The sequence below is a fragment of the Chitinophaga rhizosphaerae genome, from assembly GCF_003958645.1.
GTDB lineage: Bacteria > Bacteroidota > Bacteroidia > Chitinophagales > Chitinophagaceae > Chitinophaga > Chitinophaga rhizosphaerae.
On the sequence record NZ_RXLO01000004.1, the window covers coordinates 88,726 to 113,263 of the forward strand.

Consider the following 24,538-nt stretch of genomic DNA (forward strand, 5'->3'; position numbering starts at 1 on the left):
AATCAATGGAAACTACGCTTGAAACGGAAGACCGGCAGGCACAGGCCCGGCAACTGGCGGAGAAGACCACATTCTCCGTCCTCATCGCCCTGAGCTTCACACATCTGCTGAACGACACCATTCAATCCCTCATCCCCGCGATCTATCCGCTGGTGAAGGATTCCCTCCATCTCAGTTTTTCACAGGTAGGCCTGATTACGCTTACCTTCCAGTTGTCTGCCTCCATCCTGCAGCCGCTCGTTGGTTTATATACCGACAAGCGCCCGCAGCCCTATTCCCTCGCTATCGGCATGGGCTTCACGCTGATCGGGCTGTTATGCCTGGCCATGGCGCATTCCTTCCCCATCGTGCTCGTATCGGTGGCGCTGGTGGGCGTGGGGTCCGCCGTTTTCCACCCCGAAGCGTCGAGGCTGGCATACATGGCATCCGGCGGGCGCCACGGCATGGCGCAATCGCTGTTCCAGGTGGGCGGCAACACGGGCAGTTCCCTCGGCCCCCTGCTCGCCGCGGCCATCATCGTGCCATTCGGGCAACCGAGCGTGGCGTGGTTCTCCCTCATCGCCCTGCTGGCCATTTTCGTCATGCTCCGCATCAGCAAATGGTACCTCGGCAATACCGACCGCATCCAACCGAAAAAGAAATCCGGTCACCACGCGGCGGTCCAACTGTCGAAAGGGAAAGTGGCGTTCGCGCTGTTCATCCTGCTGCTGCTCATTTTCTCGAAATACTTCTACATGGCGAGCCTCACCAGCTATTACACGTTCTACCTCATCGGGAAGTTCAACGTATCGGTACAGCATTCGCAGATCTACCTGTTCGTGTTCCTCTTCGCCATCGCCGCAGGCACGTTCATCGGCGGCCCCATCGGCGACCGCATCGGCCGCAAATACGTGATCTGGATATCCATCCTCGGCGTGGCGCCCTTCGCGCTGCTGATGCCGCACGCCAATCTCTTCTGGACCGTGATCCTCAGTGTGTTCATCGGCGTGATCCTCTCTTCCGCCTTCTCCGCCATCCTCGTATATGCGCAGGAGCTGGTGCCGGGAAAAGTGGGCATGATCGCCGGACTGTTCTTCGGGTTCGCGTTCGGCATGGCCGGCGTAGGTTCCGCGCTCCTCGGCGAACTGGCAGACCGTACCAGCATATATTATGTTTACGAAGTTTGCGCCTATCTGCCGCTCATAGGCCTGCTCACGGGCTTCCTGCCCAATATCGAAGGCAGCCGCAAAAAATAACGCATCCATCGTCCGTTAACCAAAAAAGGATGACCGATGTGGTCATCCTTTTTCTTTGCACGGATTTGTAAAGTCAGTACGGTTGTGCTACGGTTCCAGTACGGAATCTCTCTAAAGCTATACTACAGCCCTACTGTACGGGCATCCCGTCACAACCTTACATACGTGGCCACCTGGATGACGTTGTTATTGACAAAACTGGTGTTCTGACCGTTAAAACGCATCGTGTAGTGATGCAGGTACCCCGCTTCCAGGTCGAATTTCGGGCTGAAGCGATACCCGATGGCGCCGTATGCCCGGTTCTGGTCGAACGCGTGGCTGTTGGCGTACTTCGTGTTGGCGAAGTTGATGAAGATCTCGTTCTGCAGGGCACCGAACATCCCCTTTCTGAAACCGGCCTGTCCGCTGAAAGGCAGCAGTCCGCGCACAAAATACCGCACCCGGTGGGAAACGTTGGTTTCCACCTTTTCGGGTTGCCCGGTAAACGCCCGTACCGTAGGGATGAAGCGTTGCTCCGCCCTGAAACGGTGTTGCAACGGCATAAATCCGCCCACGGTGTGGTTGACGATGAACTGCTCCCAGATGCGGTGCTCGGCGAAAAGATCGCCCAGCGTCCGGTTTTCGATGAGGGCATAGCCGGCGGTGAGGATCATGTTCCTGCGTACATGATAGTTGATGCCCGGCCGCAGGATGAACGTTTGCAACATTTCCCATTCGTCGGAACTGCGGAGCTGCCCGTCGAAATGGATGCTGAACTTCGTGTCCGGGACGCGGAAGGTCGAGAAATTGGCGAACCAGCCGCTGAATTGGCTTTGTGCCACGACGGAGGCGCTTTGGATGAGGAGCGCACATAATAAAAGTGATCTGATCATATATTCAAAAATAGCACATGATCGCCCGGCCACCAACCCTGCAACGGCCGTTTGTCCAGTAAATCCTACCTTTACCGTATTAAATTTTCAAGCATATGCCGGTTCTGCCCTCTACAGATTACACCGCCCCTTTCCTGCTGAGCAACCGGCATGTGCTCACCGTGTTCCCTACGCTTTTCCGCCGCATCCCGCCCGCCGATTATGTACGGGAGCGCATCACCACGCCCGACAACGATTTCCTCGACCTCGATTTCAGCCGGAAGGGCAGCCGCAGCGCGGTACTCATTCTCCATGGCCTGGAGGGCGATTCCCGTCGGCAATACGTGACGGGAATGGTGCATATCTTCAACGAAAGCGGGTTCGATACAGTGTCGATGAACTTCCGCGGGTGCAGCGGCGAATCCAATAAAGCCCTCCGCTTTTATCATAGCGGCGAAACCGGCGATCTCCAGACCGTGATCGACCACATCGCCCCGCAGTACGACCACATCCATCTCATCGGCTTTTCTTTGGGCGGGAACGTGACGTTGAAGTACCTCGGCGAGCGCGGCTCCTCCGTCCACCCGCAAATCCGCTCCGCCGTGGCCATTTCCGTTCCGGTAGATTTGCTGGACAGCTCCAACGAGCTGGAAAAACGCCAGAACAGCATTTACCGCATGCGGTTCATCCGCTCCCTCGGCGAAAAACTCGCCGAAAAAGCGAAAGCGTACCCAAACGATATTTCCCTGGAAGGCTTCTCCGCCATCCGCAATTTCCGCGAGTTCGACGACCGCTATACCGCGCCGTTACATGGTTTCAAAAACGCGGAGCATTACTGGCGCCTGTCCAGCTCCATTTTTTACCTCTCCGGCATCACCATTCCCACACTCCTCATCAACGCCCTCGACGATCCTTTCCTCGGGCAGGGCTCCTATCCGTTCAGCGCCGCATCCACCAACCGGAATTTCCACCTCGAAACCCCTGAATCGGGCGGCCACGTGGGGTTCGTGACGTTTTCCGATAAATATTACTGGTCGGAGAAACGGGCCTGGCAATTCATCGACCAGCATCGTTAACACACGCAGAACCGAAGTATTCAGTAGATTTATGGTATGGAAAGATTGCAGTCGCTCGAAGAATTCTACCGCGCCAAGCAAATTCCCGTTCCGGAAGGGATGAACCGGGAACTGGGGCATTTCAACGTATTCAACTCATCCGATTACCTCAGCCCGGAAACGCCATTGCCCTACAGCCGGAAGGATTTTTATAAAGTGGCGTTCGTCAGCGGCCGTAGCCGGTACTTTTTCGCCGACAAGATCATGGAAGTGGAGGAGTTCGGCCTGTTTTTCGCCAACCCGCAGGTGCCCTACCAATGTGATCATCTCAGCGATGGCCAGGCGGGCTTTTTCTGCATTTTCAACGACGCTTTTTTCCACGGTCACTCCGCCATGAAACTGACCGATTTCCCGCTTTTCCGACCCGGCGGCAACCCGCTCATCTGTTTGCCCGACGCGCAGGTGCAGCTCGTCATCGACCTGTTCCGCAAAATGATCGAAGAGCTGCATTCCGACTACGCTTTCAAGCACGATCTCCTGCGCAATTATACCATGGAGCTCATCCACATGGGCATGAAACTGCAGCCTGCGCAGGTGGCTGCTTCGCAGACCAACGCCTCGTCGCGGATATCGTCCCTGTTCGCCGATTTGCTGGAGCGCCAGTTCCCCATCGAATCTCCCCGGCAGCAGGTGAACCTGCGCACGGCGTTCGATTTCGCCACGCAACTGAGCATTCACGTGAACCATCTCAACAAGGCGTTGAAAGACGCCACGGGTAAATCCACCTCCGACCACATCGCCGACCGGCTGCTACAGGAAGCGAAGGCGCTCCTGCGGCACACCGATTGGAATGTGTCTGAGATCGGCTACAGTCTTGGTTTCCAGGAGCCGGCCCATTTCAATAATTTCTTCAAGAAAAAAACGCAGGTTACGCCCCGCTCTTTCCGCACCGCCTGATCAGGCGGGGTTCTTTCTCCAGATCGTGGTATCCGTCGCCAATACGGGCATGCGGTAGCCCCCGGTATCTACATCGAGGTCTGGCAAGGCTTTGCGCAGCTTTTCGATGCCTGCGGCCGAAACGCCCGTTCCGAACAGGAACAGCTCGCGGAGGTTCGCCTGTTTCTGCAGGAACTCCAGGCCTTTGTCGGTAACCTTCGTATTGTTGAGATTGAGGTATTTGAGTTGTTTGGCGGTGGCGAGATATTGCAGCCCCTGGTCCGTAACGCCCGTATTCTCCAGCTGGAGCCGCGTGAGCACGGGCAGCCCGGCGATGATCTGCAGGGCGCTGTCGCCCGTGGCCGTGCCACCCAGGTTCAGCCAAACGAGTTGTTTGCCGATGGGTTCCAGCAATTTCGCATCGGCGTTGCCGAACTTTTCCGCGTTGATGGCCGTTACCATCACATATCCGTTATCCGCCGCTACGGGCATCACCTTCAGGCCTGTTTGCACGAGGGCCTGCACGGCCTGCTCGCCAGGTTTGCCGGTTTGCGTGAGCGGCATGTAGGGATGGAGGCCGTCGCCGGAGGGTTTCATGCCTTCGAAAACGAGCTGGATGCGCGGGGTTTTATGCAGCTCTTTCACGGTAATGGAATCGGGAGCGCCCTGTAATATCCACCAGTAAAGGATTTCAAGGTCCTGCGGCGTGAGTTGCGGTTTGCCTTTGGGTGGCATCCGGTGATCGTCGGACTCGGGCAGGACGAGGCGTTTGTAAAGCTCACTCATTTCGGGGATACTGTCTTTCAGCACCGGCCCGTTTTCGCCGCCCTTACGGATATTCGCCATACCATCGAGCCGCAGGCCGCCTTTCAGTTTCTGCTCGTTATGGCAGGAATAGCATTTGGTTTCGAGGATAGGCTGAACGAGCTGTTCGTATACCTTGGCGTCGTCGATATTCTTGAAAGCCGCGGCAGTGGGGGCTTTCTTGCCTCCGAAAGGCCATGCGGCCGTGAGGTAATCTTCGCCATGGGTGAGGTTGCCGCCGTAATGCCCGGCTACAGACAGCGCCACGATCATGGCGGCGGAAACCGGCAGCCAGGACTTGCGGAACAGGTTGTATTTACGGAACACGCACAGCAGGATGGAAATCACCGCCACGGCGATGCCCATCCACATATGGAGGTTGAGCGCGGCTTCGTCGTACCCGCCGGACAGCGACAGCAGATAACCCGCCACGCAAGCCGCCACGGCGGATATGGCGCCAAATACCATCGTCGGCAATACCGCTGCGCCGAGCACGGCCAGCTGCCGGAAACGGCTCAGCCATTCGAGGAGGAAGGCCACGATCAGAATCCCGATCGGCAGATGGACAAGTAAGGGATGGAACCGGCCGATAAACAGTCCCCATCCGGCCTGCAGGAAAATCGTCATGCGCCGTAACGTGCTTTTAAAAGATCTTTCATATGTACATTGATGGCCCATTGGTCGGCCAGGGGTTGGCGGGTATAGGGAAGCGTGGGCATGTAATCCGCCGGACCGAATTCCGTGAGCACGGTCATCACTTCGCCTTTGGCGCGTTTCATTTTCGCCACTTCATCCCACCACGCGAAATGCGCTTTTACTGCGTGTTCCCATTCCGGCGCGCGGGGATCATTGACCTGCGGGCCTTCCGGATGGCCGATGCGCGCGTGGATGTGCCCGACGCGCTGCAGGGCGAGGGCCACGGTTTCGGCCTGGTCTCCCAGGAACGATTCGTGCACGTTGCACCAGTGAGAAATATCGAGGGTGAGGCGGAGATCGGGTTTGGTTTCGATGAAACGGCGGCAGATGTGCGCGGCGAACATCATGCGGGCGCGGTGCGTTTCGTGGTAGATCGGGACGCCGGAGGATTTGGATACTTTCGTCGTGATGTCGATCAGTTTCCCGTTCTGTTCTTCCGAATAATAATCCCTGCCGGAATGGCAATTCACGTACAGCGGTTTCTTGCGATTGTTACCGGTAGCCGCCAGCAGCGTGGCTTCGAACGATTTGGCGTGGGCGTTGAACTCGTTGCTTCCGCCAGATGCCAGGAACCCCACTTCCATTCCGTACTTTTCCACCGCATCAAAAATTTCGTTTTGCGCTTCCGCCGATCCGGGCCACCATACTTCGATCCCGTCGTACCCGGCTTCTTTGGCTTTTTTACAAAGTGCGTCGCGGTTGCCGGGGAACCCCCAGTCCGTAGCCAGCACTACCAGTTTGAAACCCGCTTTGGCGGCGGGCATGGCCGCCACGGCCGGGAGCTGCGACAATAAAGCGCCGCCGCCCAGGGCTGCGGTGCGTTGGAGAAAATTCCTCCGGTTGATATTTTGCTTCATTTGAATTAACCTAAAATTTCGTTGATGGGGTTACCGAATACGTCGGTGAGGCGGAACGGCCTGCCCTGGAACTGGTATGTCATTTTTTCGTGGTCGAAACCGAGCTGTTGCAAAATGGTGGCGTGGATGTCGTGAACGGACACCTGTCCTTTCACGGCGCTGAACCCGATCTCGTCGGTTTCTCCCCAGCTGCCGCCGCGCTTGATGCCGGCGCCGGCCATCCACATCGTGAACGCTTCCACGTGATGATCGCGGCCCATGTAGGGCATTTCCTTTCCTTCGCGGTTTTCCTGCATGGGGGTGCGGCCGAATTCGCCTCCCCATACCACAAGGGTTTCATCGAGGAGGCCGCGTTGCTTCAGATCGAGCAGGAGCGCGCTGATGGGCTTGTCTATCTCCCGGCATTTATTGCGCATGCCGAAATTCACGGCCGTGCTTTCGTCGGTACCGTGGGCGTCCCATCCCCAATCGAACAACTGTACGAAACGGACGCCTTTTTCCACGAGCTTCCGGGCCAGCAGGCAATTGTTCGCGAACGATTCCTTGCCCGGCTCGGTGCCGTACAGTTCATGAATATATGCGGGTTCGGAATTGATATCCATCACACCGGGAACGGAGATCTGCATTTTGTACGCCAGTTCGTATTGCGAAATGCGCGACAGGATCTCCGGGTCCTGGAAGGTTTCATATTCCAAACGGTTCACTTCGTTGATGGCCTGGATGCCCTGGTACCGCAGGTCGCGGTTTATTCCTTCAGGGTCGGACAGGTACAGTACCGGCTCGCCTTTGGAACGGCATTGCACGCCCTGGTACACGGAAGGCAGAAACCCGCTTCCCCATACGCTTTTACCCGCATCCGGCGTTTTGCCGCCCGACGTCAGTACCACGAATCCCGGCAGGTTGCTGTTTTCCGATCCCAGCCCCCAGGTTACCCAGGCGCCGGTGCTCGGCCTGCCGAGGCGCGCGCTGCCGGTGTGCATGAACAGCTGGGCGGGCCCGTGGTTGAACTGGTCCGTCTGCACCGCTTTCAAAAAGCTCATATCGTCTACCCGCTCCGCGAGGTGCGGCATGAAGTCAGACACCCATGCGCGGCTTTCGCCATGTTGCTTGAACACCGCCTGCGGCCCCAGCATGCGCGGTACGCCGCGGATGAACGCGAACTTCTTGCCTTCGAGGATGGATTGCGGGCATAATTGATTATGCAGTTTTTCGAGCTCCGGTTTGTAATCGAACATCTCCAGCTGCGAGGGCGCGCCGGCCATGTGCAGGTATATGACGCTTTTGGCGCGTGCCGGGAAATGCGGTGCGCGGGGCTCCAGCGGATTGAGGCTTTGCGTGGGGGCGGAAGACGAGCCCGAGAACAGGTTGCAGCCGCCCAGCATCGAAGCGAGGGCGGTACCGCCGAGGCCGGTCACGCAGTCTTGCAGGAAGTGCCTGCGGGAAAAAAACCGGGCGGCCCGGTCGTTGGCTTCATGTATGATTTTTTCTGCCATGATCATCAGGATTTGGTCAGGAACTCGTCCAGGTTCAATAATGCGTTGGCCACGATGGTGAGGGCGGCCAGGTGTGCTTTTTCTTTCTCGGGGAATTGGCGCATGTTCAGGGAATCCGCGGCGACGGGGTCCTTTTTGTATTGATCCAGCGCCTGGCGGTAGAGCTTTTCCAGCACGGCCGTTTTAGCGTCGGTGATGTCTTTGTGCATCGCCAGTTGATATCCCCGTTTGATGCAGGCTTTGGCATCGCTGCCGCCATCTTTCCCCATCCGTTCCGCCAGCGTGCGCGCAGCCTCCATGAACACGGGATCGTTGAGCGTCGTTAACGCCTGCAATGGTGTATTGGTACGGATGCGGCGCTGGAGGCAAACCTCGCGGCTGCTGCCGTCGAATGTAATGGCGGAAGGATATGGACTGGTACGCCGCAGGAACGTGTAGACGCCGCGGCGGTGCTGGTTCCCGTTTTCGGAAGTCTTCCAGCTGTCTCCGCTGTACACCGTCATCCACACGCCTTCGGGCTGCAAGGGCATTACGGCGGGGCCGTTCATGGTTAGGTTGAGCAGTCCGCTCACGGCCAGCGCCTGGTCGCGCACCTGCTCTGCCGATAGGCGGAAGCGGGGGCCACGGGCGAGGAGGCGGTTGGCAGGATCTTTCTCCTGTAACTCCGGGCTGCTTTTCGAATCGCGGCGATAGGCGGAGGAAAGTACGATTTCGCGGAGCATGGATTTCACGCTCCATTTATGTTTATGAACGAATTGATAAGCGAGGTAATCGAGGAGCTCTGGGTGTGATGGGGCAAAACCCTGCGTGCCGAAATCTTCCAGCGTTTCCACGAGCCCGATGCCGAAAAGCTGCTCCCACAGCCGGTTCACCATCACGCGGCTCGTGAGCGGGTTCTTCGGATCGGTGATCCACTGGGCCAGGCCCAGCCGGTTGCGCGGCGCGCCTTCGGGGAAGGGGTTGAGCGATCCCGGCGTGGCGGGCTGCACCTGCGGGCCGTGCACGAGCCAGTTGCCCCTTTCGAAAACATAAGTAGGACGGAACAGATCGGGCGTATTCTCCACCATGATCGGCAAACCGTCGAGAGATGCGTTCACGAGCTGCATGAACTTCGCTTCCATTTCCTTATATCCGGGCTGGCCTTTACCGGGCAGATCGTGCCGGAAAGCCATCCATTCCACGCCGGCCACGGAATGCATGGGGTCTATCGCCGGGTTGCGGAAGATAAAGAAGAGATCGTGGCGGCCAGCGAGCGGCTTCAACGGCACCGGCAACACGCTGCTCCCTTTCGGAAGTTCGATATTGGCTACCACAGGGCCTTTCAGACTGTCGGCCCGGATCTCCAGGCGACCTCCGCCCGACCAGTACCGCAGCAGCAGCGTGGTGGCTTCGTTGAGCGGCACGTTTTTCATCCGGCAGCTGCCGCCGTTGCGGATGCTGATGTATTTGGTATCGGCGAGCTCGCCGTTGATGAATTGATCGGCGTCGTGGGCATGTACTTTCGGTTCGAGCGCGCGGAGGAAATCTTCCGTGTCTTTTACCTGCGAAGCGTTCCCGTATTGCGTCACCCATTTGGAAACCGCGTCTACTTCCTTGCGTTGCAAGCTATCGTAGAACCGGAGCCGGGGATATTCGCCCGGGGTGTCTTCGTCGCGGGTATTATTGAGGAAGGCCATTAATTTATAATAGTCTTCGAAATGGAACGGATCGTAGGGGTGGGCATGACATTGCACGCAGGCGATGGTGGTGCCCTGCCATACTTCCATGGTGGTGTTGACGCGGTCGATGATGGCCGCGGTGCGGAACTCTTCGTCCTGCGTGCCCCCTTCATCGTTATTCATGGTGTTGCGATGGAAGGCGGTGGCGATGTATTGGTCCTGCGTGGGGTTCGGAAGGAGGTCTCCGGCGAGCTGGTCAATAGTGAATTCATTGAACGGCATGTCTTTGTTGAACGCCTGGATCACCCAGTCGCGGTACCGCCAGAAATCGCGGCGGGAGTCTTTTTCGTAGCCTTTGGTGTCGGCGTACCGGGCGAGGTCGAGCCACATGGACGCCCATTTTTCTCCGAACTGCGGTGAGGCGAGGAGGGAGTCAACCATTTTAGCGTAGGTTTCTTCGCTGAAACTTTTGCTGAAAGCGGCGGTGCGGGCTTCCGAGGGCGGGATGCCGATGATATCGAGGGAGAGCCTGCGCAGGAGGGTTTGCGGGTCTGCCTGCGGAGCGGGATCGAGGTTTTCGTCGTCGAGTTTATCGTTGATGAACTGGTCGATGGTGGCGCCGGCGGCGGGCGGTTTGGGGGAAACGTAGGCCCAATGCTCGCCCCATTCGGCACCCTGTTCTACCCAGCGGGTGAGGATGTCGATTTCATCCTTTGAGAGCGGTGCGGCTTTGAGGGGCATTCGCTCTTTAGGGTCTTTGGCGTGGAGGCGGCGGATGAATTCCGAGGCGCTGGCGTCTCCGGGAACGATGGCGGGTTTGCCGCTTTTGGTGACGCCGAGGGCTTCTTCGCGGAAGAGCACACTGAATCCGCCGCTTTGCTTCACGCCGCCATGGCAGCTGATGCAATGCTTGTTAAGGATGGGCTTTACTTCTGTGCTGTAATCCACTTTTTTCCCGGACCCGCATCCTCCGAGCCACATGGCGGTAAAGGGGACGAGGGCCAGGCTGGCGGGAATCCAGCGGCTGGAACGAATGGTCATTTTCATGATAATGGCCGTGGAGATATTTTATTGATGAATTACTGTAACGAGACGCTGCAATTTATAACGTTGAATTGCTCCCTGCACCAGGAATCTTGCTAATATCATACAAATCCATGCTAAAATCCTTTAGATTAAGCGTATTTTATACCCCTAATCTACAAAAAGGGAAATTGGGAAGCAAGCGGGTTTGACAAACGGCAAAAAAAGAAGGGTGAAAGAATTCACCCTCCGGTATATGCATACATTAGACATGAGACTTATTTGAGGCCGATACGGACAACGGGGCCGTTCATCTGTTCTAATTGTCCTCGGCCGGGTATTTCGGTTTCCTGTAACCCGCAGCCGGGGCGCGCAATGCGCGTCTTTGGCACTTGGGGACATGGACGTTGAAAGGCCGGCAAATCGGCTTGCTAAGGTGAGGCCGGACAACACTGAAAAATCGGCGTGCCGGCTACGGACCACAGCAGTTGTATTTAAATAGAGTGAAAATCGGGGTGTGAGGGGTGAAGCATAGAAAAAAAATATTTCGCTTTGAAATTTCACCCTTTAGACAGTTTTCCCTGTCTATCTTCTCGTAACTCATATATCTTATGGAAACAATCGCAAGCAGACTGAAAAATTTCATTCAGCACAAGCAGCTGAGCACCTCCGCGTTTACCCGGATCCTGGAATACAAAAGCTGTGAGAAGATCGCGCGGCTGTTTCGAACCGAAGGTGCCAAACCGAGTGTGGACATCGTAGCGGATATCGCTAACCGTTTCGCAGACCTGAACATCCGGTGGTTGCTGACAGGCGAAGGCAATATGCTGGAACCCCTCACCACCAACACGTTCGCCATCACCGCCGATAACATCCTGCGAACGGAAGCACTCGAATCCCTCCTCCTCCAAAGCCGGATGGAAGAGCCAGACATTACACATCGCCTGAGCCTCGCTCATAACATATAACCAACCATGTCCTCCCTGTGACACCCCTATTAAAGGGCTGCCCTCAAAAGCAGCCCTTTCATTTAAAACGGTGTCATTTTAAAACTTCGCGCCGCCCTCATCCAATCGGTTGAAATCCGGAATGCCCCCCACGGCTGCCCCCGATGTGCCAAAACCCATCACCGCATTACTGAATCAAGTAATATCCCCCAACAACCCTTCCCGCTACATCTTACCCATCCATTCCTGTCACACCTATATATTAAGAAGGGCTACCTCGACAGGCAGCCCTTTTCCATTGTTTACATCTAAAAAATATCATTGAATCGAATGTTAATACCCCTTGTTCTGTTCCAGGTGCCCTATCCGCACGTCTTCATCCGGCACCGGCAGCAACTCGTGTTTATTGGGCTTATATCCCAAAGGCCCCAATTCCGCTTCCGCCCTGCCCCAGCGCACCAGGTCCAGGTACCGTAACCCCTCGAAGGCCAGCTCCAGCTGCCGCTCCCGGACAATCGCGTCAAAGAGCGCATCGCCCGCCGCCGTTACGTCTGCCAGCTTGGCACGCTTCCGCACCTTGTTCAACTCCGCGCGCGCACGCCCCTCGTTCCCCGCCCGGTAATACGCCTCTGCCGCCATCAGCAACACATCCGCATACCGGATCAGCCTGGTATTGGTACCGTAGTTCAAATCCGGCGTACCGTCGTCCGGGTTGGTAGTAACGGTTGAAAAGGAACCGTATTTCCGCTGGATGTACCCTTCGAAATCCCACACCGTCGGGTCGGCGAATTTGCCGCCGCCCGCTGTCAGCTCGGCTACCGAAAACATCGTCTGCTTCCTCCGCACTACATCTCCTGCGGCCACAAATGCGTCGAACAACTTCTTCTTGCCCACGTTGAATCCCCATCCGCCGTCGAGCGAATCGCCGGTCATGCGGGTATAATGTTCCTCGCGGGGGCCCATGAGCTTGATGTGGATATTGCTTTCGATCTCCCGGAAACGGTCCCACGGAAAGTTATCCCAGGTATACCGCTTCTGGTCGGTAAACGGCACTTCGAAAACACTTTCGATGCCGAACTCGCCCTTTTGCGAGAAAGCCATCGCCACGGAAGCCTCCAGGTCATATTCGCCGGAATTGATCACGTTGTTGAACTGCTCCGCCGCCAACGCCCATTTCTTCTGATACAGATACACTTTCCCCAACAGCGACTGCGCCGTCCCCTTCGAAACGCGGAACCTTTCGGCCGCCGGCAATCCGCTTCTGACGGAAAGCACCGGGATCGCTTCCTGCAGATCCTTTTCGATTTGGGCATACACTTCCGCCCGGGCAATTCGCTTCGTTTGCGTGTATTCGGATGGCTCGAGGTCTTTCAGCACCAGCGGCACATCGCCCCACAACGCCGTTAACTCCGAATAATAATACGCGCGCAACACCTTGCTTTCGGCGATGTAACGCTTCTGCAGATCCGAAGTGCCGGCCACGCGGTTGATCACCTGGTTGGCCCGGTAAATGCCGAAGTAATTCATCCGCCATACCCATAAAATGCTCTCGCCCTGCGCGTCGTGCGTGAAGTTGTCCAATGCCTGGTAATGCGGCTGGTCGCCCGGACCGTTCCCGCCGGCGTTACTTTCGTCCGACGGCAGCGTTTTCAGCAGCAGCGGACTACCCCATCCCCAGTTATATTCCGCCTGCAGCATATCGTACGCCGCAAACGTGGCGGTGCGGGCATCGGCGTCGGTTTTATAATATCCTTCCAGCGGCATCCGGCCGGGAATGTCCTGTTCGAGGAACCCTTTCCCGCAACCCGCTCCCAACAATAGCGCCGCGCCGAGGATGATCGTATTTCGTTTCTGATTTGGTTTCATGACTGGAATGTTTGCAGGTTAAAAGGAGAATGAAAGGCCGAACATGGCTACCCGCGGAATGGGATACACCCCGCGATCGATACCCAGGCTGTTGTTGTCGTTACTGCCCGCCTCAGGGTCGAGCCCCTTGTATTTCGTGAAAGTGAAATAGTTGTCGAGCGAGCAATAAATCCTGGCGTTGCTGATGTGGGCGCGCTTCAGGAGCGACTGCGGGAATGTATACCCCAGCTGCAACTGACGGATGCGCATGTACGAGCCGTCCATCACCATATAATCGCTATTGTAGGCAAAGGTGCTGGCGGTGTTGGCGCCAAACCACCGGGCGTTCGTGTTCTGGGCCGTCCAGCGGTCTTCCCAGAGGAAAAGCGGGCGGTTGCCGGTGGGCCGGTCGGTACGGTTGAAACCCATCAACACGTCGTTCCCGGATTGCCCCTGCACGAGCACCAGGAAATCGATGCCTTTATAATTGAGGCTCACCCGGCCGCCGTACACGAAATCGGGATGCGGACTGCCGATGAAATCATAATCGCCCACGGAAATGGATTTGTCGCCGTTCACGTCTACCGGCCGCGGATCGCCGGGGCGGATCACTTCGTCGGTCGCATATTGCGCTTTCCAGGCGTCGATCTCGCGCTGGGTCTGGAAGATGCCGTCGGTTTTGTACCCCCGGAAGTACCAGATGGGCATGCCTTTTTCGAACCAGGAGGCCGTCCAGCCCGTGCCCACGGTGGTCCCGGGGATGCGGTCGGTAAATTCGTTGAGGCGCAGCACTTCATTGTCGATCGTGGTCAGATTGGCGGCGATCTCGAACTTGAGGGCGTTCTTATTGTCGTTGCGATAAGCCACTTCGAATTCCCATCCCCGGTTCCTGACATCGCCGCCATTCACGATGTGGAGCACGTTGCCGAGAAAATTGGGGACTTTGCCGGGCGTGAGCAGCCCTTTCGTCACTTTGCGGTAATAGTCGACCACAACGCTGAGCCGGCTGTCCAGCAGACCGAAGTCGGCGCCGAAATCCAACTGCTCGCTGGCCTCCCATTTGAGGTACGGGTTCTCCAGGCCCGCGGGCTCTGCGCCTACATGAAATACACCGTCCGCATCCGGGTAAGCGATACCCTGGGTGGTGATGAGCGCGTTCCAGTCGCCGATGCCGATGTTGGCGATGCTGCCGTTCTGGCCCCAGCTGGCGCGGAGTTTCATGTAATTGAGCACATTGCTTTTCGGGAAGAAATCTTCGTTGGAAGCCACCCATCCTGCGGAAACCGACGGGAACGTGCCCCAGGTATTGGCCGGCGGCAACAGCGAGGAGCCGTCGCGGCGGATGGTGGCGTTAAAGAGATATTTGCCTTTGTAATCGTATTGCAGGCGGCCGTAGTACGACACCAGCGATGTGCTCGTCTGGATACCGGCGATACGGTCTTGCCCGTCAGGAATATAATCGGGATAACTGAACAGCGGATCTTCGCGGAACATGCCGGAAGCCGTACCGTTTAACCGGTCGTAATTGCGGCGGAGGGCGCTCATACCGGCCATGATCGTAAGGTCGTGCTTACCGAAAGCGCGGTTGTAAGTGGCGAAGTTTTCCCATTGCCAGTTGTACCAGTTCTGATTGTTATCGACGGTACCGGGCGTGGTATTGAGGCGGTTGGCGTTCCACCAGAAAGTGGGCGTCCAGGCGTGCTGGCGTTGGAAAGCCGCGTCCAGCCCAAATCTTGAAGTGATCTTCAGTCCTTTCACGGGCGATAATTCCCCGTAAATATTGCCCACTACTTTATGCTGCGTGGTGGTGTTATGGGTAACATCGATGAGCGCCACCGGGTTGCCGGCTTCGCCGAACACGTAGTCAGACACGCCGTAGTACCGGCCTCGGGGGTCTTTGACGAGCGTATACCCTTCGTCCAGCGCCTGTTGCGCACGCGGGGAAATCTGTCCGTCGTACGCCACGGGAAACAGCGGGTCGAGCAAAATGGAGTTGTTGATAACAGAACCGAATTCGGAATCTTCCGTCACCCCGTTCCTTTTATGATAGGCGTAAGACAACCGGTTGCCGATGGTCAGCCAGGGTTTGATCTGATGATCGGAGTTGAGGCGAACGGTATAGCGGTCGAATCGGGCTTTGGCGCCGCCGATGGGGCCATCCTGGCGATACATGGTGCCACCGAGGAGGTACGACGATTTTTCGCTGCCTCCGCTGAAGTTGAGCGTGTACCGCTGCATGGGCGCGTTCTGGCTGATCTCGTCGAACCAGTCCGTCCCTTTCTTCCCTTTCCAGTCGGCCGGGTTGGGAATATCGCCGGGCGTTTCCGCGTCGGTGAGGTACTGGCTGTATTGCTCTGCGTTCATCATGGGCATGTTGTTCCTGAGCGATTGCCGGCCGTATTGCATACTGAAATCGATGCGGGGCGGCATATCTTTCCTGCCGGTTTTGGTGGTGATGATGACCACGCCGTTGGCGCCTTCGGCACCGTAAATCGCGGCCGAAGCGGCGTCTTTCAGCACTTCGATGGAAGCGATCTCGGAGGGGTCGAGGTATTCCATGCCGCCGGCACGCATCCCGTCGATGATGTACAGCGGTTCGGAGGAACCGTTGGAACCCGTACCGCGGATGCGGACGCGCATCCCGCTACCGGGAGAACCAGACACCGGCAGCACGGTAACGCCCGAAGTGCGCCCCTGCAAAGCCTGTTCCACCCGTGTAGCCGACACCGTTGCGATGTCTGCCGCTTTGATGGAAGAGATAGCGCCGGTCACAAGGCTTTTGCGTTGCGAGCCGTAACCTACTACCACGATCTCGTTGAGGGCGCGATTGCTCACGTCGAGCGTAATGTCGAAGTTGCGGTTGTTGCCGACGGTGATTTCCCTGCTTTCGTAACCGAGGAGGGTGACGTGGAGCACGTTGCCGGGCGTAACATCCAGGGCAAAGCGCCCATCGCCGTCGGTAGTGGCGCCGCGGGTTTCGCCTTTCACCTGGATGGATACGCCGGGCAGCGGCGATCCGTTTTCCCCGTCGCTGATCTTGCCCTGGATGCGCACCTTGCGCACGGTATCTGTCACGGTTCCCGCGAAACCCGCCGCACTGGCGCCACTCACCCGCATGATCGGATGGGAGGCCGGTTCAGAATTGGCAGGTTGCGGGTGGATGGGCGTTTCCATCTTCGGGCGGGGGGATTTTTCGCCCAGGGGCACGATGGCCCAGGTATTGGGCTGGACAGACTGCGCCTGCAAACCATGTGGATGCAACAATGCCTGGAGCATTTCTTCCACATCGTCGAAATCGGAAGGTTTGAAATTTACTTTGACCTTGGGCAGTTTGCGGGATTCGTACAGCAGGTCTACTTTATATGTTTTGTGGATCTCCTTCAGCAGCTGTTCGAGCGTTTTTTGCTGCCTGGAAGCATTGCCTCCCGGCCGCACATGATGCGGAGCGCCGCTGTTCGCAGCCAGGTCCTGCCCGCCGGCAAACGCCAGGGAGGAACCGGCCGCGAAGGCAGCTGCCAGCAAAGTGGTCCGCAACAAATTGTTCGCTTGCATATCGTTGGAATTTTAAAATGGGTGAAACAATTTTGGTTGACAGTAATTTCCCATCCGGCCTGCGCATGGCAAACCGTTACTTCTGCAGAAGCTGTTACGTTTACTGATATCTTAAAAAAACTAGTCTTTGGTTGAAATACTGATCTTATGATTCGCGTGCTCGATTGATAGATTCATGGTGAGCGCCAGGGCATTGGACAATTGTTCGATATTCCGGGCATACAGGTCGCCGCTGATAGTGCGCTTCGCCGCTGCTGGACTGAGCGTTACTTCATAACCATATTTGGTGCGGATGATGGCGGCGATCTCCTGCATGGATGTGTTTTCGAAATGATAGCGGTGATTGCGCCAGTCTGCGATCTGGTCGGTATTCACGGCTTCGCGGAGGCGGGATTTTTCGTGGTCGACCTGCACTTCGTCTCCCGGTTTCATCATAATCACTTTGGGGCCTTCGCTGATATCGGACTTGGCGGTGAGCTGCACCTTCCCTTCCTTGAGCGACACGGTGGTGCGGGCTTCCAGCATATTTACGTTGAACTTGGTGCCGAGCACTTCCACGTCGATTTCGGGGGTATGAACGATAAACCGGGCATCGGCGGCGCCGGGATGTTTGGTGATCTCGAAATACGCCTCCCCGTCGAGCCACACGCTGCGGCTTTCGGCGCTTTTCCATTCGGCGGGTATACGGAGGGTGGAGTTGGCGTTGAGGAAAACGGTGGAACTGTCGGGCAGCATCACCTGTTTCATTTCGCCGTATCGGGTGTGATATTCGCGCATGTTGTCGAACATCAGGTTACAATAGAGCATATATCCGCCCCAGGCGATGACCGGCATGAGCACTGCGGCTGCCAGGAGGCGAAGCGTGCGGCGGGGCTTGCGTTGCCCTCTTTTTCCCAGTTCGGGAGCGATCCGTTCCCAACTGCGGCCGACCTGCGATGCGGGCACCTCCCGCCGGCGGAACCGGAACGGGACTTTATCAGGGTCTTGCGGTAAGGAAGGCTCTTCCATAACGTGTTTTATAGAAAGACACGAAAATGCGCCGGTTATACTCCTTTTTCCGGGAAAATTTTTAAAATACCTGCCAAAGCAGCCACCACAGCGGCAATTGCCCCATCCATTTCCGGAGTTGGGCAATGGCTTTGTGGACGAGGTTCACGACCGACTGGTAATTTACTTTCATGATGGCCGCGATTTCGTCGTACGAAAGGGATTCATAAAAGCGCAGGTAGAGGGCTTCCTTCTGGCGGCGGGGAAGCTGGTTGAGGTATTGTGCGATGGCGTTGCGGCGGGCGGCGGCCGATTCTTCGGATATAATAATGTCTTCGGGAGAGAATTCGATGTCGGGGCCGGGAGCGGTCAGGACTTGCAGGGTTTTGAGGCTGCGCAGCTGGTTAAGGCAATGGCGGCGCAGGGAAGCGAAGAAAAACGCGCGGAGGTTGCGGGTGGGGCCGATGGCGGATTTTTTGGTCCAGATGCGGATGAAAACCTCCTGCACGGCGTCTTCGGCCAGGTCCCCGTCGCCGAGGATGGCCAGTCCATACCGGAACAGCAGGGGATAGAGCCGGGCATGTACCTGCGCATATGCCGCGGCGTCGCCGAGCAGAACGGCGTCCCAGTGCGAGTTCAGTTCTTCATCGTGGTCATAGGTATCCGACATGCGCAAAATTGGATACTTTCGGTTAATAAAATGGTAATTTCCCTAAAATAGCATTTCCGTCTGAAACGCACCTTAAATTAACATACAGATGTTCCTCGTGCAAATTTATCCCGCAATCCTGTTATCTGTTCCCGAAGTGCTTCTCTTCTTTTGGCCGTTCGCGTTTTTTCTGCTTACCGTGCTCATCATCTACCTGTTCCGGAAACGGCAGAAAGGCAATGGCAGCGGCGATTACACGTCATCTTCCCCCTGGAGTTTTTCCGATTCCGGTGCGAGCGATAACAGTTCCGATTCTTTCGGTGGTTACGGTGGAGGCGATGGCGGAGGTGGCGGCGCCAGCGGCGATTGGGGGGATAGCGGTGGCGACGGCGGAGGAGATGGCGGCGGCGGCGATTGATGCAGGATGCAAAAGAAAAGCAGCGCCGCGGCGCTGCTTTCCCATAAGATATCGTTCGCCTTAGGCGGCGGCCGCTTCCTGCGGCGACCGGGCTTTCGATTTCCCTGTTTTCTTTTGTTTGCGCAAACGGTTGATCCACATGATGATGCCGGTGATGGGGAAGGTAACGCCCAGCAGGCAAACGATGAGCCCGATGATTTTCGACGGTGTGCCCCAGATGGAAGCGATGTGCACCGGCTTGAAGGTGCTGCGTACCCGCTGTCCCAGGTTTTTATCCCCGAACGCCTGTAACAGCAAAACCTCGCCCGAATATTGATCGATGAACAGGTTATCCGATGCGGATTCGTGTGCAGAGCGCGGCGTGATCATGCTCACGCTGTACGCGGCCGCGGAGTCTTTCGGTTTGGCGATGTTGTAAAAATGCGCGTCCGGCACGGTGGTTTTGGCTTTTTGATAGACCACATCGAATGCCACGGGCTTCGCTTCCGCAATGTAGTGCGACGCGGGCGGGGGCGTGCCTTTGGGCGAGGAGTTCGTCACTTTATAGATACCGTTGTTGAACCATTCGAACGACCAGGCCAGGCCCGTAAATGCAAAAATGAACAGGAAGATGGCCGCGTAGAAGCCCAGTACAATATGCAGATCGTGGTTCAGGCGCTTCCAGCCCGCGTCCCACTTCACTTTCAGGCGCTGCTTGAGAATATTCCGCGTTTTGGGCCACCATAAAATGATCCCCGTCAAAATAATGAACAGGAAAACCAGGGTGCAAATCCCCACGATCATCTTGCCCACGGCGCCACCCAGCATCCAGCGGTGCAGCGCGAACATGGTATAGAAAAACGTATCCTGGTATACATATACTTCGATCACTTCGCCGGTGTACGGGTTCATGAAAGCTTTCTTTCCACCGCCGCCGCCCGGGCGGCGGGCTGCAGGTTTGGCGTCTTTTTTCTTTTCGCCCGCGCCTTCTTTCTTTTCGCCTTTCTTTTCAGCGGGCGAAAAAGTCAGTTCCACGCTCCGCGACGGGTCGTTGTAAATCCTGAAAGCACTCACTTTTGCACCGGGCACCTTTTCGTTCAGGTTGCTGACCAGCTGGGCCAGCGGCAGTCTTTCGCCCTGCGGGTGAACGTAATACCGCTCTTTTGAAAAAGTATGATTGAGCTCTTCTTCGAAAACGAGCACGGCCCCGGTAAAACAGGTGACCATGATGACGAGGCCCGCGGCCAGGCTGAGGTAAAGGTGGATATTCCGGAAAAAAATCTTCATAAAATGCGCTTCTTTATCAGTGCCGGCATGCCGGATTGCCGCAAAGGACGGGAATCGTACCGGGAAAGGTTTTTCAAATCGGGAATTTTTCGGGAATTAAAAAAGGCACAAGCAGAAGCTTGCGCCCGTTATATTAGCAGCATATTCCTATAAGGCGTTTTTATAATGTAAATGCAGTTGCATAACAATCCTTTCCGCATATTGCGGTCGGAAAGGGGCATCCGCGATGTAACTGAAAGATTCTCAGGTTCCGGAGTCAGTACATGGGGTTGTGCATTGCATCGTTTCTCGTAATGGCAAAGGTAAACAGCTCAACAATATCCTCCACCACATAAACATGTGAAACGGCGGTTTCGGCAGACGGAACGTACAAATGATGGTATAAAGCGGTTATTTTTGCCTGATTTTCCCCAACTATGCGAACGCCCCATTACATTCGCCTCCTGCCGGCCTTGGTCCCGGCCGTTATGCTCCAGATACCGGCGCATGCGCAGCCGCCTGCGCCCGTTGCTGCCACCGTGCCAGGCGGGTGGTTTTACGCTGCCCTCGCACTGGCGCTCGCGGCCGTGGTTTATGCCATCCACCGCCTGCGCGTCAATCACATCCTGGCGACCGAAAAAGTGAGGAGCCGCATCGCCAGAGACCTGCACGACGATATGGGCAGTACCCTCACCTCCATCAACATCATGAGTGCCATGGCCCAGAAGAGCGCCGGCCGCGGCGAACTGGAAAAAACGCAGGACTTCCTCGCCAAGATCGGCGACAGCACCACCCGCATGATGGAAAGCATGGACGACATCGTCTGGAGCATCAATCCGCACAACGACGGCACGCCGCGCGTCATCGCCCGGATGCGGGAATTCACCACCGGCGTGCTGGAAGCCCGGGGGATCGGGTTCGCCTTCAACATCGACGAAAAGATTTACAGCCGGAAGCTCCGGCTGGAAAACCGGCACGACTTCTTCATGATCTATAAGGAATCCATCACCAACATCGCCAAATACGCGCAATGCACCTTTGCCGACGTGCGCATCCAGCTCCGGAAAGGCCAGCTGGTACTGCGGGTGCAGGATAACGGCGTAGGGTTCGACGTGAAGGAAGCCGGAGACGGAGACGGGCTCATGAACATGCAGCGCCGCGCGTACCGCATGAACGGGCAGTTCAGCATCCAGAGCCAGATAGGCAAGGGCACCGTGGTAACGCTCATGTTCCCTACCACATAAGCATGTGATTGGCGCTTAACCCGCCGATCATTACCTTTACTTCAGTTATCAACTACCCAAACCCTGGATATGATCCGAATCGTGTTATACGAGGATAACACCAAATTGCGAGAGAACCTGACATTACTGATCGACGGAGCACAAAATTTTGTAGTATGCGGCGCATTCCGGAATTGCGACAACATCCTGCAGCAGATGGATGATCTGCTCCCCGACGTACTGTTAATGGATATCGACATGCCCGGCGTCAACGGCATCGAAGGCCTGCGCATCGTCCGCACCCGTTTCCCTCAAATGCCCATCCTCATGCTCACCGTGTTCGACGACAACCAGCACGTATTCGAAGCCATCAAAGCCGGTGCAGACGGGTATCTCCTGAAAAAGACCCCGCCAGACAAGCTCCTCGAATACATCCAGGACGTGTACGACGGCGGCGCGCCCATGACTTCGAGCATCGCGCGGCAGGTACTGCACCTGTTTGCCCGCCAGCCTTCCGACCGCAACGAGATGTACAATCTTTCAGCGCGTGAAAAGGAAGTGCTCCAGCTGCTCGTTAATGGGTACAGCTACAAAATGATCGCGTCGGAGATCTTCATTTCGATCGATACCGTGCGTTCCCATATCAAGAAAATCTATGAAAAACTGCATGTTAACTCCAAGTCGGAAGCCGTAGCCAAGGCTTTCCGCGATAAACTCGTGTAATCTCCATATCGCCCCCCGATTATCATGATGCCCGAATCACATCCTTATGTGGTTGCGGGATGGGGGACCGTTTTTCAATTTTGTATCGTGAAAGCTGAAGAACGGAAATCAACCAGTGCCATCGACGGGGGATGGACAGCTAATGCCCGGCGCGTGCTCACGTACGGTGCGCCGGGGAACCTGGCGAAAAGGAATTCATTTGCGGCGATAAAAGCCGCGCGGTCCCAAAACCCCGATGGCCATACAATCAACAGCACTACAATTACGTACGCTTATAACGGGTGAGCGCCTGAACGAATTCCCCCTCAAACATTCATTGTTCCCCAAAGGGCACATGCATCGTGTGCCCTTTTACCTTTCAACACTTTTGGCCGGAAATTTGTTAGCATAGCAACAAAAACATCTCAACAATGACAAAGCAATTGACCCGCCTTTTCACGGTTTTAGGAGCGGCCACGCTGCTGTTCAGCGCCTGTGCGTCGCAAAAAGGCACAACGGTAACCGCTGGCGGCATGCGCAAGGCGGCCACCGGCAGCTGGTCCCTCAACAGCATCACCTATGAAGGCCTCCCTTCCGATGCGAAAATTTCCTCCGTATTTTCCAATATTCCGCCCGATTGCCTGAAGGGCAGCAGGTGGGTATTGCCCTCCAACAGCAAGGGCTCATATACCGTAAACAGTACCGCTACCGGCTGCGCGCCGGGCACGCAGAACATCGTTTGGAGTACCATCAACCAGGGCGGTTCCATTATGTTGCAGTTCAAGGAAGTGATGACCGGGGAGAAAGCGAAAAACGTGCTCGACGGGTATCGTGTGGAACTTGCACAGGCAGACGGGAGCAGCATGGTATGGCGGGCGCCGGTAACACATGACGGAAAAACTGCTTATATAGTTTATTCATTCAGCAGGCAGTAATTGCCAGACTGCGATCAGAATAACAAGGAAAAGCGGGGCAAAATTTGCTCCGCTTTTTCGTTTTTAGTTATTGTATCTTTGCCCTTCGTTTCAAAATAATATGAAAGCATTTAACTTATTTATCAAATACCGCTTGCCGCTTGGACTGGTACTTCTCGTTGGCGGTATCGCCCTCGGCCTTGGCGTGGGCTGGTGGGAAGCTACGATCGTGCTCGTGCTGGCCCTGGTTTGCATTGTGACCCATTTTCTCTTTGGCCCCATGCGGCTTGTACAGGAAGCCGTGGAAATGGGAGACGTAGACGGCGCCATGCGATATATGAACATGGTGAAATTCCCGAAACTGCTCATCAAACCCATCCGTTCCGTATACTACTTCATGCAGAGCAACCTGGCCATGCAAAACCAGGACCTCGACAAAGCCGAAGCTGCCGTAAAGGCCAGTATCAAAACGGGCAGCCCGATGAAGGAATACGAAGGGATGCAGTTCTTCCAGCTGGGCACCATCGCTTATCAGAAAAACGACATCAAATCGGCCGATGCCAACCTGAAGAAAGCCGTTCGCCTCGGTCTCCCCGATAAAGAGAACACCGCCGGCGCCCTGCTGATGCTCTGCTCCATCGCCATGAGCCGCCGCGATTTCAAAACCGCGAAAGACTTCTTCCGCCGTGCGAAAGCGCAAAAGCCTACGACCGAACAGATCGTGAGCCAGATCAAGGAAATGGACAAATACATCAGCCGCATGCCCGGTTGATCAGTATATTATATTTTTATGGAAAAAGCCAGACTGAACGGTCTGGCTTTTTTTATACCAGCACTTCGGTGAACGTAACTCCCGCAAACCGCCTTATATAAATACCCAAACCAGCCGCTCCCCCCAACACTCGATAAGTTTATGAATGACGCCAGACTTAAACGCCCTGGCTTTTTTCAACACATGTCAGCTTCCCGTAAAAAAATAACACAAACGACCTTGACAAACCCAAAAGTTTTGTTAAATTTAAATCGTATTAAAAGTGAATTCCCCATTGCTAAATCGAATTTGTTAGGGGAAAAGTATAACCAGAAACGAAACGGGAAAATATCTAAATCGCTAATCAAAAAAAGTCCATTCCGGCATCGCAGTCAAAAAAATCGAGAGACAGCCGTGCCGCAGCAACATCACCGCATTCTAAAAGAGCACAATTCATTCAACCAAAATTCATAACCAGCTAAATTCTGTCAAAACACTGCAAACTGCGGCACTTTGGAGCTGATGTAAGCCTATTCATCGGGACAGCAGCATTCGCCTTATAACCATCTGGCCACCAGTCAGCGGAAATTACACGCACTTTAGTCGCTACGGAATTAACATCCGCAGCACCTGATTCGCGCCGTCCGGCTATCAGAACCTGCTAATACAGGACATGACATTTCATTCGCGTACGAAC

20 protein-coding genes are annotated in these 24,538 nt (G+C 55.9%); 10 read left to right on the forward strand and 10 right to left on the reverse strand.

The genetic code is table 11. The features are described 5' to 3' along the window. Nucleotides 1–5: 5 nt before the first annotated feature. Nucleotides 6–1,235, forward strand: coding sequence for an MFS transporter (locus tag EJ361_RS10910; RefSeq protein WP_126245654.1), 1,230 nt, complete (start codon nucleotides 6–8; stop codon nucleotides 1,233–1,235). Between the two features lie 149 nt (nucleotides 1,236–1,384). On the opposite strand, the gene EJ361_RS10915 is transcribed toward EJ361_RS10910, so the two are convergent. Beyond that, the gene (locus EJ361_RS10915) at nucleotides 1,385–2,107 is read right to left on the reverse strand and encodes a DUF2490 domain-containing protein (RefSeq protein ID WP_126245655.1); all 723 of its coding nucleotides are present in this window, start codon (nucleotides 2,105–2,107) and stop codon (nucleotides 1,385–1,387) included. A 95-nt stretch (nucleotides 2,108–2,202) separates the two neighbouring features. Here EJ361_RS10915 and EJ361_RS10920 point away from each other — a divergent pair, with 95 nt between their 5' ends. Continuing rightward, nucleotides 2,203–3,162 carry a YheT family hydrolase gene (locus tag EJ361_RS10920; protein WP_126245656.1) on the forward strand — a complete coding sequence of 320 codons (960 nt, stop codon included), beginning with the start codon at nucleotides 2,203–2,205 and terminating at the stop codon, nucleotides 3,160–3,162. Nucleotides 3,163–3,198: 36 nt separating this feature from the next. Further along, on the forward strand, nucleotides 3,199–4,098 hold the full coding sequence (locus tag EJ361_RS10925) for a helix-turn-helix domain-containing protein (protein WP_126245657.1): 900 nt from the start codon (nucleotides 3,199–3,201) through the stop codon (nucleotides 4,096–4,098). Here the strand turns inward: EJ361_RS10925 and EJ361_RS10930 are convergent, their stop codons facing one another. From EJ361_RS10930 to EJ361_RS10945, 4 genes are read right to left on the reverse strand one after another with little or no spacing between them, the layout of a single operon-like run. Then, complete coding sequence (locus EJ361_RS10930; RefSeq protein WP_164714184.1) at nucleotides 4,099–5,508, reverse strand: c-type cytochrome domain-containing protein; 1,410 nt, start codon at nucleotides 5,506–5,508, stop codon at nucleotides 4,099–4,101. Beyond that, complete coding sequence (locus tag EJ361_RS10935) at nucleotides 5,505–6,434, reverse strand: sugar phosphate isomerase/epimerase family protein (RefSeq protein WP_126245659.1); 930 nt, start codon at nucleotides 6,432–6,434, stop codon at nucleotides 5,505–5,507. The genes EJ361_RS10930 and EJ361_RS10935 overlap by 4 nt, the downstream gene beginning before the upstream one ends. A gap of 5 nt (nucleotides 6,435–6,439) precedes the next feature. Further along, nucleotides 6,440–7,927: a DUF1501 domain-containing protein gene (locus EJ361_RS10940; RefSeq protein WP_240646606.1), complete on the reverse strand. Its 1,488-nt coding sequence runs from the start codon at nucleotides 7,925–7,927 to the stop codon at nucleotides 6,440–6,442. A gap of 5 nt (nucleotides 7,928–7,932) precedes the next feature. Next, nucleotides 7,933–10,632: a DUF1553 domain-containing protein gene (locus tag EJ361_RS10945; protein ID WP_126245661.1), complete on the reverse strand. Its 2,700-nt coding sequence runs from the start codon at nucleotides 10,630–10,632 to the stop codon at nucleotides 7,933–7,935. 587 nt (nucleotides 10,633–11,219) lie between these two features. On the opposite strand from EJ361_RS10945, the gene EJ361_RS10950 reads away from it, so the two are divergent. Beyond that, on the forward strand, nucleotides 11,220–11,576 hold the full coding sequence (locus EJ361_RS10950; RefSeq protein ID WP_126245662.1) for a hypothetical protein: 357 nt from the start codon (nucleotides 11,220–11,222) through the stop codon (nucleotides 11,574–11,576). A 312-nt stretch (nucleotides 11,577–11,888) separates the two neighbouring features. Here the strand turns inward: EJ361_RS10950 and EJ361_RS10955 are convergent, their stop codons facing one another. The 4 genes from EJ361_RS10955 to EJ361_RS10970 form a co-directional block, all read right to left on the reverse strand. Continuing rightward, nucleotides 11,889–13,421 (reverse strand): RagB/SusD family nutrient uptake outer membrane protein, encoded by a 1,533-nt coding sequence (locus EJ361_RS10955; protein ID WP_126245663.1) that lies wholly within the window; start codon nucleotides 13,419–13,421, stop codon nucleotides 11,889–11,891. A gap of 18 nt (nucleotides 13,422–13,439) precedes the next feature. Further along, nucleotides 13,440–16,952, reverse strand: a complete 3,513-nt coding sequence (locus EJ361_RS10960) for a SusC/RagA family TonB-linked outer membrane protein (protein WP_205686992.1) — start codon at nucleotides 16,950–16,952, stop codon at nucleotides 13,440–13,442. A gap of 120 nt (nucleotides 16,953–17,072) precedes the next feature. Next, nucleotides 17,073–17,960, reverse strand: coding sequence for a FecR family protein (locus EJ361_RS10965; RefSeq protein ID WP_126245664.1), 888 nt, complete (start codon nucleotides 17,958–17,960; stop codon nucleotides 17,073–17,075). Nucleotides 17,961–18,021: 61 nt separating this feature from the next. Then, nucleotides 18,022–18,609: an RNA polymerase sigma factor gene (locus EJ361_RS10970; protein ID WP_126245665.1), complete on the reverse strand. Its 588-nt coding sequence runs from the start codon at nucleotides 18,607–18,609 to the stop codon at nucleotides 18,022–18,024. Nucleotides 18,610–18,697: 88 nt separating this feature from the next. Here EJ361_RS10970 and EJ361_RS10975 point away from each other — a divergent pair, with 88 nt between their 5' ends. After that, entirely contained in the window at nucleotides 18,698–19,006 is a 309-nt protein-coding gene (locus tag EJ361_RS10975; protein ID WP_126245666.1) for a hypothetical protein, read from the forward strand. Nucleotides 19,007–19,066: 60 nt separating this feature from the next. Here EJ361_RS10975 and EJ361_RS10980 read toward each other — a convergent pair whose 3' ends face one another. Beyond that, nucleotides 19,067–20,272, reverse strand: coding sequence for a PepSY-associated TM helix domain-containing protein (locus EJ361_RS10980; protein WP_126245667.1), 1,206 nt, complete (start codon nucleotides 20,270–20,272; stop codon nucleotides 19,067–19,069). A 416-nt stretch (nucleotides 20,273–20,688) separates the two neighbouring features. On the opposite strand from EJ361_RS10980, the gene EJ361_RS10985 reads away from it, so the two are divergent. From EJ361_RS10985 to EJ361_RS11005, 5 genes are all read left to right on the forward strand, one after another. Continuing rightward, on the forward strand, nucleotides 20,689–21,495 hold the full coding sequence (locus EJ361_RS10985; protein ID WP_126245668.1) for a sensor histidine kinase: 807 nt from the start codon (nucleotides 20,689–20,691) through the stop codon (nucleotides 21,493–21,495). Nucleotides 21,496–21,564: 69 nt separating this feature from the next. After that, the gene (locus tag EJ361_RS10990; protein ID WP_126245669.1) at nucleotides 21,565–22,197 is read left to right on the forward strand and encodes a response regulator; all 633 of its coding nucleotides are present in this window, start codon (nucleotides 21,565–21,567) and stop codon (nucleotides 22,195–22,197) included. A gap of 87 nt (nucleotides 22,198–22,284) precedes the next feature. Continuing rightward, nucleotides 22,285–22,482: a hypothetical protein gene (locus tag EJ361_RS10995; protein WP_126245670.1), complete on the forward strand. Its 198-nt coding sequence runs from the start codon at nucleotides 22,285–22,287 to the stop codon at nucleotides 22,480–22,482. Between the two features lie 125 nt (nucleotides 22,483–22,607). Then, the gene (locus tag EJ361_RS11000) at nucleotides 22,608–23,111 is read left to right on the forward strand and encodes a lipocalin family protein (RefSeq protein WP_126245671.1); all 504 of its coding nucleotides are present in this window, start codon (nucleotides 22,608–22,610) and stop codon (nucleotides 23,109–23,111) included. A gap of 100 nt (nucleotides 23,112–23,211) precedes the next feature. Next, nucleotides 23,212–23,862 carry a tetratricopeptide repeat protein gene (locus EJ361_RS11005; RefSeq protein WP_126245672.1) on the forward strand — a complete coding sequence of 217 codons (651 nt, stop codon included), beginning with the start codon at nucleotides 23,212–23,214 and terminating at the stop codon, nucleotides 23,860–23,862. Nucleotides 23,863–24,538 lie beyond the last annotated feature (676 nt).

Coding starts and splice junctions, on each gene's coding strand:
- EJ361_RS10910 (WP_126245654.1), top strand. CDS start 6: ATGGAAACTACGCTTGAAACGGAAGACCGGCAGGCACAGGCCCGGCAA.
- EJ361_RS10915 (WP_126245655.1), bottom strand. CDS start 2,107: ATGATCAGATCACTTTTATTATGTGCGCTCCTCATCCAAAGCGCCTCC.
- EJ361_RS10920 (WP_126245656.1), top strand. CDS start 2,203: ATGCCGGTTCTGCCCTCTACAGATTACACCGCCCCTTTCCTGCTGAGC.
- EJ361_RS10925 (WP_126245657.1), top strand. CDS start 3,199: ATGGAAAGATTGCAGTCGCTCGAAGAATTCTACCGCGCCAAGCAAATT.
- EJ361_RS10930 (WP_164714184.1), bottom strand. CDS start 5,508: ATGACGATTTTCCTGCAGGCCGGATGGGGACTGTTTATCGGCCGGTTC.
- EJ361_RS10935 (WP_126245659.1), bottom strand. CDS start 6,434: ATGAAGCAAAATATCAACCGGAGGAATTTTCTCCAACGCACCGCAGCC.
- EJ361_RS10940 (WP_240646606.1), bottom strand. CDS start 7,927: ATGGCAGAAAAAATCATACATGAAGCCAACGACCGGGCCGCCCGGTTT.
- EJ361_RS10945 (WP_126245661.1), bottom strand. CDS start 10,632: ATGAAAATGACCATTCGTTCCAGCCGCTGGATTCCCGCCAGCCTGGCC.
- EJ361_RS10950 (WP_126245662.1), top strand. CDS start 11,220: ATGGAAACAATCGCAAGCAGACTGAAAAATTTCATTCAGCACAAGCAG.
- EJ361_RS10955 (WP_126245663.1), bottom strand. CDS start 13,421: ATGAAACCAAATCAGAAACGAAATACGATCATCCTCGGCGCGGCGCTA.
- EJ361_RS10960 (WP_205686992.1), bottom strand. CDS start 16,952: ATGCAAGCGAACAATTTGTTGCGGACCACTTTGCTGGCAGCTGCCTTC.
- EJ361_RS10965 (WP_126245664.1), bottom strand. CDS start 17,960: ATGGAAGAGCCTTCCTTACCGCAAGACCCTGATAAAGTCCCGTTCCGG.
- EJ361_RS10970 (WP_126245665.1), bottom strand. CDS start 18,609: ATGTCGGATACCTATGACCACGATGAAGAACTGAACTCGCACTGGGAC.
- EJ361_RS10975 (WP_126245666.1), top strand. CDS start 18,698: ATGTTCCTCGTGCAAATTTATCCCGCAATCCTGTTATCTGTTCCCGAA.
- EJ361_RS10980 (WP_126245667.1), bottom strand. CDS start 20,272: ATGAAGATTTTTTTCCGGAATATCCACCTTTACCTCAGCCTGGCCGCG.
- EJ361_RS10985 (WP_126245668.1), top strand. CDS start 20,689: ATGCGAACGCCCCATTACATTCGCCTCCTGCCGGCCTTGGTCCCGGCC.
- EJ361_RS10990 (WP_126245669.1), top strand. CDS start 21,565: ATGATCCGAATCGTGTTATACGAGGATAACACCAAATTGCGAGAGAAC.
- EJ361_RS11000 (WP_126245671.1), top strand. CDS start 22,608: ATGACAAAGCAATTGACCCGCCTTTTCACGGTTTTAGGAGCGGCCACG.
- EJ361_RS11005 (WP_126245672.1), top strand. CDS start 23,212: ATGAAAGCATTTAACTTATTTATCAAATACCGCTTGCCGCTTGGACTG.